Here is a 12,199-nt window from a genome sequence, read left to right as displayed (position 1 = left end):
CCTCCTTAAAAATTAACAATTCCTTCAAAGTCCTCGGCATTGAGGCTAGCTCCTCCTACTAAAGCTCCGTCAATATGGGGCATACTCATAAGCTCTTTTATATTTGAAGGCTTAACGCTTCCACCATACTGTATTCTGATATTCGCCGCCACATCGTTTCCAAACATCTCTGATACCGTCTCTCTGATAAAACCTATTACCTCATTTGCGTCCTGCGAAGAAGCTGTCCTTCCGGTTCCAATCGCCCATATAGGCTCATATGCAATTATCATGCCCTTGGTCTGTTCAGCGGTGAGCCCCTGCAGAGCTTTTTGAGTCTGCCTTTCAACAACAGACTTGGTTTCGCCTTTTTCTCTCTGTTCAAGGGTCTCTCCTACACATAGTATGGGGATAATATCATGTTCAAATGCAGATAATATTTTCTTGTTTACCGTCTGGTCAGTCTCCGCATAGTATTGTCTTCTCTCCGAGTGACCTATTATTACATAATCTATGCCTAGCTCCTTTAGCATTGTAGGAGATACCTCTCCGGTAAATGCGCCGTTTTCTTCCCAATGCATATTTTGTGCACCTATCTTAATATCTGTACCTTTGAGCGCTTCTTTAACCGGCTGAAGACAAACAAAGGTAGGACAAATCACTACTTCAGCCTCTGCTCCTTTAACCCTTTCTTTTAAATCATTTACCAACTGGATCGCTTCATCAACGGTCTTATTCATCTTCCAGTTTCCTGCTATTACAGGCCTTCTCATTACAAGTTCCCCCTCACATATCCTTTTCTTGCAGCGCTGCTACACCAGGTAATACCTTACCTTCAAGGAATTCCAACGATGCTCCTCCTCCTGTTGAAATATGCGTCATTTTGTTCGCATATCCCAGCTGTGTAACCGCTGCAGCAGAGTCTCCTCCTCCTATAATGGTAATCCCATCGCACTGGCTCAACGCCTGGGCCATAGCTTCAGTTCCTTTTGCAAATGCAGGCATTTCAAAAACACCCATAGGTCCATTCCATATCACAGTTTTAGCATTTTTAATCTCCTGTGTAAATATGTCTCTAGTCTTTTCACCGATGTCCAGGCCTTCCCATCCATCTTCTATATTGTCAGAATCCACTGTTTTGTGATGTGCATCCGGCTTAAACTCTTGAGCCACTACCGTATCCACAGGGATCAATAATTTTACATCTTTATCCTTCGCCTTTTTCATCAGCTCCCCTGCCAGCTTGACTTTGTCTTGTTCTAATAATGAGTTTCCTACATTATATCCTTTTGCTTTCAAAAATGTATACGCCATACCTCCGCCTATTATCAGAGTATCAACCTTATCTATCAGGTTTTCTATCACTCCTATTTTATCTGAAACCTTGGCACCCCCTAATATAGCTACAAAAGGCCTCTGTGGTTGGGCAAGAGCATTTCCCATTACTTCTAACTCTTTTTTTATCAAAAATCCTGCCACTGCAGGAAGATATTTTGCAACACCCTCTGTTGAAGCATGAGCTCTATGAGCTGTTCCGAAGGCATCGTTTACATATATTTCCCCTAAATCCGATAGCTGTTTGGCAAATTCCGGGTCATTCTTTTTTTCTCCCTTGTAAAAACGTACATTCTCCAGCAGTATTACTTCCCCTTGATTCATGCTCATCACTGCTTTGTTTACTTCCTCTCCCACAGCCTTATTTAAAAATGTAACCTTTGCATCTAATAGTTCGGATAATCTTTTAGCAACAGGGGACAAACTGTATTTTGGATCAAACTCACCCTTTGGCCTTCCTAAATGGGACATCAGTATAACCTTTGCCCCGCCCTTCAACAGATAATCTATAGTAGGAATAGCCGCTTTTATTCTAGTTTCATCAGTTATATTCTTGTTTTCGTCAAGAGGGACATTAAAGTCAACTCTCACCAACACCCTTTTACCTTTAACATCAATATCTTCTACAGTTTTTTTGTTCACCATAATCACCTCTTAAATAGCATTTTAAAAGGCCCGGTCCTATAAAACCGGACCTTTTATTATTAAAGTCCTTTGCTGGCTATATAGCTTACAAGATCAATTATCCTATTTGAATAGCCCCACTCGTTATCATACCAAGAAAGTACCTTTACCATGTTTCCTTCAATCACCATTGTGGACAACCCATCAACTATTGAAGACCTTGCATCCTTTTTGTAATCGATGGATACTAACGGCTCTTCGCTAAAGCCCAATACTCCCTTCATACTTCCTTCGGCTGCTTGCTTAAAGGCTGCGTTGATCTCCTCAACAGTCGCTTCCTTTTCTAATTCTGCAACCAAATCAACTACTGAAACAGTAGGTGTAGGAACTCTCATGGCAAAACCGTTCAATTTCCCCTTTAGCTCAGGAAGAACTAACGCAACTGCTTTTGCTGCCCCTGTAGTTGTAGGTATCATTGAAAGTGCAGCAGCTCTCGCCCTTCTTAAATCACTATGAGGAAGGTCCAATATTTTCTGGTCATTTGTGTATGCGTGAACTGTTGTCATCAAGCCTTTCACGATACCAAATTCATCATTAAGTACCTTTGCAAATGGAGCAAGACAGTTTGTTGTACATGAAGCATTTGAAATAATATGATGGTTCTCAGCGTCATACTTGTCTTCATTAACTCCCATGACTATTGTAATGTCTTCGTTTTTAGCAGGTGCAGAAATAACTACCTTTTTAGCTCCTGCTTTAATATGTTTGGATGCCTTTTCTCTGTCCCTGAAAAGACCGGTTGCTTCAATTACTACGTCTACCCCTAACTCTTTCCAGGGCAGGTTTTCAGGGTCTCTTTCAGCGAATATCTTTATCTCTTTGCCATCAACAACCAATGCACCTTCTTTTGCTTCAACTTCACCTTCAAACCTTCCAAAGAGAGAATCATACTTTAAAAGATGAGCCAATGTCCCTGCATCTGTCAAATCATTGATTGCAACAAATTCAATCTCATCCTTATATTTAGCCATACCTACTTTAAAAGCATTTCTCCCAATCCTTCCGAAACCATTAATAGCTACTTTTACAGCCATGTTATCATTCCTCCTGTTAAATTTATAATAATTTATATAAAATAAATGTTTTTATGCATTTATTAGTCCTATCATCTCTGCTGCAGCCCCTTCATCGGTTATCAATACACTATTTTTTGTATGCTTTGCCACAGCCATAATAGCCCTAGCCTTTTGTCTTCCCCCTGCTACACCTATTATATTTTGTATATTACCCAAATCTTCAAATCTTAAACCTACACTTACAGTAGTATATACCACTTCTCCTCCTGCAGCAAAATAATACCCGAAAGCTTCTGCAACCGCTCCCCTTTCATCTAATAGCTTCATCTGTCCTTGATCCAGTCTTCTTCGCCTTGCCATCTCATCTGCTCTTCCTATACCATACACTAAAATATTAGTTTTTTTAATATTGTTTATTACTTCTTTTATAGATGGTTCATTCATCACTGTCTCTAAAGTATGCTGGGCCAAATTATCGGGGACATGCAAAAGTCTATATGTACCGCCTATTCTTTTTGCAAGAACAGCTGCAATCGTACTAGCCTGTATCTCAACACTCTCTCCCATTCCACCTCTAGCAGGAACTACCATTATTTTGTTTTTTGGATGCATAGGGGTAAATGAGTTAGCCACTTCAGCTACTGTAGTACCACCGGTCACTGCTATTATACTATCCTTTTTTATTATTGTTTTGAGATAGTTTGCTGCCACCCTTCCCATTTCTTTTAACACCAAATGATTACTATCGCAATCCCCAGGAACTATGATTATCCTTTTAAGCTCAAGGGCTTCACTCAATATTTCCTCAAACTCGCTCAACCCCTTTATGGAATGCATGAAATCCTTCAAATTTTCTAACAGGTTCGCACCTGCTGGTGTTATACTCATTCCCATAGGAGTGGTCTCTATAAGTCCCTGCTCCTTTAAGAAGGCCACTTCCTTTCTGACATTTCTTTCTCCTGTATTTAGATGATTAGCTAGAGTCCTTCTGCCCACCGGCTGCATATAAAACAGACTTCGAAGTATATTATATCTTTTTTCTAGCAATTCTATTAGTTCTGGCACTATTTTTTTTAGCAACACACGGGTTTTGTTCATATGTATAACTCCTTCGGTTGGGCTGAAAATGTCCCGCATATCAAATAATGTCCCACCTGCCTAAAAAAATATGGAGTATTTACTCCACATATAATTTTATATTATTTTATCAGCCTTTTCAACATATTTTAATACCTTTTTCTTTTATTTGAAGACGGTATGCCCATTTCTTCTCTATATTTTGTAACAGTCCTTCTGGATATCTTTATATCCTGTTGGAAAAGCTTATCTGTAATCTTTTGATCGCTTTCAGGTTTTTTTACATCTTCATTATCTATTATTTCTTTGATAATTTTTTTTACACTCTCAGATGATATATTATTGCCTTTTTCAGTCATAATCCCGCTTGAAAATAGATACTTCAATTCAAATATGCCTCTTGGTGTCTGAACATATTTACCGTTTATAGCTCTGCTTACTGTAGACTCGTGTATATCCAGCTTGCAGGCTATGTCTTTTAAATTCAATGGTCTTAAAAATTTAATTCCCTTTTCCAAAAATTGCCTCTGATAATCCACCACTTCCCTGACCACATTGTACAACGTTGTTCTCCTTTGGTCTATGCACTTTATAAGCCACATTGCAGAATTAAGCTTTTTGTTCAGATAATCAGAAACAGAATCACTAGTTCCACTCTGGTTTAGTAAATCTTTATAGTATTTGCTTATCTTAAGTCTAGGAGCAGAATAGTCGGCCACGATAATTATAAAATCATCGTCTTGTTTTTGTACAATAACATCTGGTATTATATACCTTACTCTGCCCGATGTGGTAAATTGTCTCCCTGGCTTTGGTTCAAGCTTCTTTATCTCATCGCTGATATTTTGCACATACTTTACAGGAATATCCATGCTTTTTGAGATAACCTTAAATCTGTTTTGAGCCAAATCCCTTAAATGTTCTAAAATGATATTCTTCACAGTATCGGTTAACATCTTTTTTTGTTTTAGCTGTATTATAAGGCATTCCTTAAGACTCCTGGCACCGACCCCATAGGGCTCCATGCTTTGCACCAGTTTCAATGCCTTTGACACCTTATCCCTATCAATATCCAGTATTTTAGCAACATCATGTTTAGTCATCTGAAGGTATCCATTTTCGTCCAAGCTTTCAATTATGAACATACATATCTTTTTGTACAAATCTGGTATTTTCATCATTGAAAGCTGCCTTAACAGATGTTCCTGTAATGTAGGTGCCATAGAAACAAAATTCTCATATACAACTGTTTCCCTAGCACTAGTTCTTCTATCTGTATCCCTATAGCTTTCCTGATCGTCAAAGTATTCTGCCCAATCTACAGGAGACTCATATTCCAACCCTACTATATCCTGACCTTCAACCCTTGTACTGTTCTCCTCCTGTTCTAATACCGGATTTGTCTGTATTTGTTCGTCAATAAATTCAGTAAGCTCCGTGGCAGGCATCTGTAAGATCTTCAAAGCCAGTCTGAGTTCTTCAGTCATTATCAACTTTTGAGTCTGATGAATGGACAGCCCAAACCCCATTTCCATTATTACCGCTCCTTAATAAATAACTGATATATAAAACTGATCCAAATTTAAACTAGGTCTATTAAATTATATTTATAAGTTCTCAATAATATATCATATTATAAATAAAGGGATAAGCTACTGATATCGGCTCTGTAGCAAAAACTATTTTCTCATGAAAAACACTGAGGTAGTTCCAGCCCCTACATGAGACCCTATAGCTGCACCTATCTCAGATATCACAAATTCTTTTACTCCAAACTCTTGTTCTATCCTTTCCTTGAGCTTCATGCATAAATCAATATCCCTTGAATAATTCAACCCTATCACCTGATTTTGTATATTATGGCCTCTCATCTTCATTGTCTCTATCATCCTTTTAAAGGCAGCCTTTTCCCCCCTTACTTTTTCGTAAGGCACTATAAAACCATCCTCAAACTGCAGTACAGGCTTTACATTTAGAAGGGTACCCATTAGAGCTTGAGTTTTGGAAATACGTCCACCTTTTTTTAACATCTCAAGATTTCCCACCAAAAATATATGCTCCATCCTATCTCTCATATATTCAACTCTTTTTACAATTTCCTCATTAGTTTTACCCTGCTTGACCATCAGTGCAGCTTCTCTTACCATCAAGCCAAAACCTACTGATGCACCCTTTGAATCCACTACATCTATATCTTCTGTTTCCATCATATCTTTTGCAAGACAAGCTGCTTGATATGTTCCGCTCAGCCCTGATGAAAAAGCGATATATATTATATGATAACCATCCTTTAAAAACTCTTTAAACTCGTCAATAAATTCCGCAGGCGGAATTTGAGAAGTCTTTGGAATCCCCTCAAAGCTATCTAGTTTATCATAAAACTCTCTTGTGCTCAATGTTACCCTGTCTTTGTACGTTTCCTCTCCAAAGTTCACTTTAAGTGGAATCATATATACGTCCAGTTCATCCAATACATCTTTATCCAGATCACACCCGCTATCGGTAATTATTTTTATTTTTTTCATTTATTATACCTCCATACCAAAGAATGATTTTATTTATTATACCTATTTATATTTCTCCAAAAACTCATAAAAATCCTCTTTTTATAGGTGATTTAATACTGAAAATGCTATGTTTGATGCATGGTCAGCAATCCTTTCAAGATTGCTAATAGCGTCCAAAAAGATAATACCGGATTCAGCCACACACATTTGTTCGCCCAACCTCTTTATATGGCTATCCCTCAACTGTTGCTCCAGATCATCAATTTTATCTTCCCTTGGCTCCACCGTTTTGGCTAAATTCTTATCGCCTGTTTTTAGTGATTCTATAGAATCCTCTAATATAGACGCTACCTTACCATTCATATCTTCTAGTTCAGAGATCGCTATATCCGAAAAAAACAGGTTATGATCTATACTATGTTGGGCAAGTTCAACTATATTTTCCGCATGATCCCCTACTCTTTCTATATCGGTAACAGTATGAAATAAACCAGTAATCTGTTGGGACTGTTCTGAAGAGAGGGATAGAACAGATATCTTGATGAGATAATCTGTAATCTCTTTGTTTAAGTAGTTTATAATCTTTTCACGCTCATATACATCATTTACCAAGCCCTCATCTTTTTTGATCAACGCACCCATGGATGCCTGGTGATTTTGTAATGCAAAACTGCCCATCCTAGCAACTTCTTTTATAGCCTGTCCCACCGCAATTGAAGGGGTCTCTAGTATACGCATGTCCAAATATTTTAATCGGTGCTCAGTGTCATCTTCTTTTCCCGGTACCAACCTATTGGACATGTTGACCATAGTATTTGCAAACGGGAATAACAATATAGTATTCACTATATTAAAAATAGTATGGGCATGTGCAATTTGTCTGCTGGTATCTGTAGAAAGTGACTTTATAAATTCTGAATATGGCACAAATCTTATTAATATGAGAAAAATAAAAGTACCTATAACATTAAAAAGCAAGTGAATAACCGCTGTTCTCTTTGCAGTTTTATTAGTACCTATGCTGGCTATCATTGCAGTCACACATGTACCGATATTCATACCGAACAATACTGGCAGTGCAGAATCTATAGTAATTAGATCCTGAAAAGCAAGGGCTTGAAGTATACCTATCGAAGCACTGCTGCTCTGCAATATTGCTGTTATAGAAAATCCTACTAATACACCGATAATCGGATTTTCCAAATTAATGATCATCTGCTGGAATACCGCATTTCCTCTCAAAGGTTTCATAGCTCCACTCATAGTATCCATACCAAAAAATAAGATACCAAACCCGGCTATTATTTCTCCCATTCTTTGACTTGATTTTTTCTTGCAAAAAAGTTTCATCCCTACACCTAACAGTATTGCCAGCGGTGCAATTGCTGTCAGATTAAAGGCAATAAGTTGTGCGGTAATGGTAGTTCCTATATTGGCACCCATTATAACCCCGGTTGCCTGAGCAAGACTCATAAGCCCTGCATTTACAAAACCCACCAACATCACAGTAGTGGCGCTGCTGCTTTGAATTATTGCAGTAACCAAAGCACCCATTATCACTGCAAGAAATCTATTTGTGGTGAGTATTTCCAGCAATTTTTTCATCCGAGTCCCTGCAGCCTTTTGAAGACCATCCCCCATTATCTTCATTCCAAATACAAATAATCCCAGTCCTCCTGCAAACTGGATCAATACATTGATAAATAAGTTCATCTGTTCAACTCCTCCGTAGTCATTTATATTAAATACTATATACCTATTTTTCCCTTAAGTTTAAGATCTTTAAAGCCCAGCTGTCTTAATGCTTCATACAATACTATAGCCACAGAATTCGACAAATTTAAAGACCTAGCATCATTTATCATAGGGATCCTTATGCATCTATCTAAATTTTGGGCTAATAAATGTTCAGGAAGGCCAGCCGTTTCCTTGCCAAATATCAAAAAACAGTCATCCTGATATTTTATATCGCTGTATATATTCCCCCCCTTGGTAGTGGAAAAATAAAATTGTCCATCTTTATTTTCCCTAAAGAAATGTTCTAAAGAATTATAGTAATAAATATTTAATAAATGCCAGTAATCCAGCCCGGCTCTTTTTAAATGTTTATCATCCACCGAAAATCCCAGTGGCTTTACCAAGTGCAGGTTTTGACCTGTGGCTGCACATGTCCTGGCAACATTACCAGTATTTTGAGGTATTTCAGGCTCTACAAGTACTATGTTAAGACTCATATTCCTCATCCCTTCTGATGCGTTTGTTTACTTCTTTTATAAAAAGCTTTTTGTCATCTATATTTATTATTACCTTTTTTGTCTTAAAAGGGAAGGGTATTATGCCAAAAAACCTGCATTTTATACTTTTTTCTAAATTAATTTCTACTAAACTGTCCATATAGGTAACCACAAATACTGTTCCCAATCCTCCCTACTGGTCCAGTACACTCCATCTTATACCCAGTCCCAAAGACTTCATGCCCAGGTATTCTGAAATATTCTATATATCGTCATAAGCTATATGTTCATTAAAAAGTATACCTTGAGTTATTGATATTCCCTTTTTTTCTACTTTATGAGTTCTAAAGAAAAAAGAAGCAGTTTTACTTTCCATTTTCCCATATATAAAAATCTCATAATATCTTCACCTATATCTTTTCTTCCACATAGCACGTATATCCTTTGTCAAGTCCCTAACATACCCATATGGATATACCTCCATTCAAACAAATAGCCAGGGTATACCCTGGCTATATATCCAAAAGAATTATATCAAATTTTATCGTTTTATTCTATATGAAAATGTTTTGTTTGATACTGTTGTAATAATTATATTCCAGATCAAATATTTAAAAGTACTTTGAAAATCAGGAATGAAAAAACCATCTCTTTCCCAGCTGTATTTATATTAATACCAAGAAGGAGACGGTTTTCTGCTTTACATTTCATACCTAATATTATTATCCCTTTAAAAGCAACTCTATAACATACATTTCTAGTGCTTCATAATCCCTTTCCTGTATGCATTTATTTTGAAATTCTTTGTCGAATTTATTAGCCTTTTCTTCTAACATCTTGGCTATCTTTAAGCTGTTTTCTAAATGTTTATAGCATACTTCCTGTTTTTGGGTTCTCATAGCTTTTACGTCCAAACCTATATATTCCCCGCCTTTGCCGTAACCATGATCTACTAGTACTTTTATCTGGTTAAAAGCCTGTCTTAGGTTTTCTGCTCCAAATACCTTATCCTGGTCATATTTGATCCCGTTCTGATCATTTAAATGTACACTCCACAGTTTACCAAACGCCATCGCAAAGGCCATTTCACTTGCAGGATCCAGCCCTGCCAACACAGCATGCGCAGTTTCCATCGTTACCCCTACTCTGTCAGGAGCTGTCGTTCTAGCTGCCAAGCCTAATGCATGACCTATGGTGGGACAAAAACTCCTGTCTATAGGTTCGTTGGGTTTTGTTTCTAACGATACTTTGATATCTTTATCATACTCCAGTATTACATTTATACCTTCAATCATTCTGTTTACGCCTTCTACAGGATCTTTGCTTTCATAACATACTGTGCCTTCTCTTGCCGGCCATATGTTTATTATGTCACAGCCTAATTCTTTAGCTATATCCACCGACCTTAATGCTCTCCATTTTGCAAACTCCCTGTCTTCTGGGCTGTTGGAGGTAAATCCTCCATCTATAGTACGAAGATCCATCCATAGTCTTGGTGCTACAAATTCTGCTGCCAACCCATATTGATCAAGCATTTCCTTTACTTCTTTCGCTCTGTTTTTTATACCTTTTTCCGTTAGGTTGTTTATTTCGGGTACTGCATCATCGTCATGAAATTGCACTGCGTCTAGTCCTATTTCTTTAAATTTCTTTATTTTGTCTTCTAATGATATAGTTTCTCTTACTTCTGGCCCGAAAATATCAGCTCCTTCGTCCACGTTCCACGGTCCTGCTGAAAATTTGAATCTTGACATTTTTTATCCTCCTTTTTTACCTATTAATTTTTACCCATTGTTTTTTCTGACTGCTTTCTGCTATCGCATCGGTTATAGCCATTATGTCATGTCCTTCTCTAAAGGTAGCAAAATCTGCAGGATCTTTGTCTATATCCTTGCCCTGCAGTATGAATGTATAGAATGCTGATAGGTTGTTTTTGAATGCATCGTTCCAGCCTTCAGGATGCCCACCTGGTAAAAATGCATATTTTTTGGAGTCTTGCGTCATTTGATTAGGGTCTCTCATTACTTCACGGTTAGGTTGATCCCTATATCCTACCCACATCCTATCTCCTTTTTCCTGATTCCAATAAAATGTGGATTTGGAACCATTTATTTCTATGTTGAAATAACATTTCCGACCTGCGCTTACTTGTGATACATAAAATACTCCACGAGCTCCATTGTTGAATTTTATTAATACTGCTGCCCAGTCCTCTGTTTCTATTCGTTTGTCTTCGTAATCTGTCAACTCTTTGTTTACACTAAAAGTTTCTACTGTTTTAGATTTCTTTCTGATAGGAATTATTGTAGATAGGTCTGCGTATACTTCTTCTATTTTTAGTCCGGTTACTGTCTGGGCTAGATCACACCAGTGGGAGCCTATGTCTCCTATAGCCCTAGTTTTTCCCGCTACTTCTGGTTCCACCCTCCAATTATAGTCTGTATCATACAATAACCAATCCTGAAGGTATGAACCATGAACTAGTCTTATATCTCCTATTTCTCCGTCTTTTATTTTTTGTTTCATCTCTTGGGCTAATGGGTACATTCTGTAATTGAAATTTACTCCATGAACTATTTTATGTTCTTTTAATAGGTTTAACATTTGTAAGGATTGTTGGCTATCCATGGCTAATGGTTTTTCTGAAAAGATATGTTTGTCTGCTTTTATGATTTCCGTGTTTACTTTTAGGTGCATATTGTTAGGTGTGCAATTATGTATTACTTCTATTTCTGGATCTTTTATCAGGTCTTTGTAATTTCCATAAGCTTTAGGTATGTAAAACTCCTCTGCTTTTTGATCTGCTAGCTCTTGATCAGTTTCTGCCAAGGCTACTATATCTACATATCCTAATCTTCTTAAGATTTCTATATGGGTGGCTCCTATAAAACCTGCTCCTATTACTCCCGTTTTTATCTTTCTCAATTTATCGAACCCCCTATATTTGTATAGCTAAGTTAATAAATTTCCAATAAAACTTAATATACGAATTTTGCTGACTTATAATTGCTTGAAAGGTCAATTATTACAAAGAAAAGTACATAGCATTAGTTTTAAAAATAGTGGCAATATTCATATCATGGCAGCATGTGTTTTTGTTCCGTCTTTTTATAGAATAGTATGAAACTTGATTTTCACAATAATTATAGAATGGTGTAATACAAAGCTTTATAAACTTCTTTTATTATGATAGCACGCCGGAGAATTAATGTCAATACTTATTTTTTCTATTTTATTAACACGCTAAATGCAAGTTAAAATGAAACACTTTTTTATCTCTGTTAAAATGTATTGCTCTTCTCCCCTAGGGGAGAATTTTTTTTGCTTTTTACTATTATGCGCACTTTTTTAATTCTTCTTCAACTAC

The 12,199-nt window shown here is 37.1% G+C and carries 11 protein-coding genes; all 11 read right to left on the bottom strand.

Annotated features, from left to right (window positions below):
- Nucleotides 1–5: 5 nt before the first annotated feature.
- The 11 genes from tpiA to PHP06_06035 all read right to left on the bottom strand — a co-directional run bounded on the left by tpiA (nucleotide 6) and on the right by PHP06_06035 (nucleotide 11,757).
- Nucleotides 6–752, bottom strand: a complete 747-nt coding sequence (gene tpiA, locus PHP06_06085) for a triose-phosphate isomerase (protein MDD3840128.1) — start codon at nucleotides 750–752, stop codon at nucleotides 6–8.
- Between the two features lie 13 nt (nucleotides 753–765).
- Nucleotides 766–1,959, bottom strand: coding sequence for a phosphoglycerate kinase (locus tag PHP06_06080; protein ID MDD3840127.1), 1,194 nt, complete (start codon nucleotides 1,957–1,959; stop codon nucleotides 766–768).
- 59 nt (nucleotides 1,960–2,018) lie between these two features.
- Nucleotides 2,019–3,032: a type I glyceraldehyde-3-phosphate dehydrogenase gene (gene gap, locus PHP06_06075; GenBank protein MDD3840126.1), complete on the bottom strand. Its 1,014-nt coding sequence runs from the start codon at nucleotides 3,030–3,032 to the stop codon at nucleotides 2,019–2,021.
- A gap of 51 nt (nucleotides 3,033–3,083) precedes the next feature.
- Nucleotides 3,084–4,112 carry a sugar-binding domain-containing protein gene (locus PHP06_06070; protein ID MDD3840125.1) on the bottom strand — a complete coding sequence of 343 codons (1,029 nt, stop codon included), beginning with the start codon at nucleotides 4,110–4,112 and terminating at the stop codon, nucleotides 3,084–3,086.
- A 128-nt stretch (nucleotides 4,113–4,240) separates the two neighbouring features.
- On the bottom strand, nucleotides 4,241–5,626 hold the full coding sequence (gene rpoN, locus PHP06_06065) for an RNA polymerase factor sigma-54 (protein MDD3840124.1): 1,386 nt from the start codon (nucleotides 5,624–5,626) through the stop codon (nucleotides 4,241–4,243).
- A 144-nt stretch (nucleotides 5,627–5,770) separates the two neighbouring features.
- The gene (locus PHP06_06060; GenBank protein MDD3840123.1) at nucleotides 5,771–6,616 is read right to left on the bottom strand and encodes a DegV family protein; all 846 of its coding nucleotides are present in this window, start codon (nucleotides 6,614–6,616) and stop codon (nucleotides 5,771–5,773) included.
- An 81-nt stretch (nucleotides 6,617–6,697) separates the two neighbouring features.
- Nucleotides 6,698–8,311 (bottom strand): Na/Pi cotransporter family protein, encoded by a 1,614-nt coding sequence (locus PHP06_06055; protein ID MDD3840122.1) that lies wholly within the window; start codon nucleotides 8,309–8,311, stop codon nucleotides 6,698–6,700.
- A gap of 35 nt (nucleotides 8,312–8,346) precedes the next feature.
- Nucleotides 8,347–8,832 carry a tRNA (uridine(34)/cytosine(34)/5-carboxymethylaminomethyluridine(34)-2'-O)-methyltransferase TrmL gene (gene trmL / locus PHP06_06050; protein ID MDD3840121.1) on the bottom strand — a complete coding sequence of 162 codons (486 nt, stop codon included), beginning with the start codon at nucleotides 8,830–8,832 and terminating at the stop codon, nucleotides 8,347–8,349.
- A complete protein-coding gene (locus tag PHP06_06045) occupies nucleotides 8,822–9,019 on the bottom strand; it encodes a hypothetical protein (protein MDD3840120.1) in 198 nt (65 codons plus the stop codon). Before PHP06_06045 ends, trmL begins: the two co-directional genes overlap by 11 nt.
- A gap of 535 nt (nucleotides 9,020–9,554) precedes the next feature.
- Nucleotides 9,555–10,586, bottom strand: a complete 1,032-nt coding sequence (locus tag PHP06_06040; protein ID MDD3840119.1) for a sugar phosphate isomerase/epimerase — start codon at nucleotides 10,584–10,586, stop codon at nucleotides 9,555–9,557.
- A 16-nt stretch (nucleotides 10,587–10,602) separates the two neighbouring features.
- Entirely contained in the window at nucleotides 10,603–11,757 is a 1,155-nt protein-coding gene (locus tag PHP06_06035) for a Gfo/Idh/MocA family oxidoreductase (GenBank protein ID MDD3840118.1), read from the bottom strand.
- Nucleotides 11,758–12,199 lie beyond the last annotated feature (442 nt).

Source organism: Clostridia bacterium (assembly GCA_028698525.1).
In the GTDB taxonomy this organism is placed as follows: Bacteria; Bacillota; Clostridia; order JAQVDB01; family JAQVDB01; genus JAQVDB01.
Note: the sequence above shows the minus strand (reverse complement) of the source record. Positions and strands in the feature narration are given on the sequence as shown.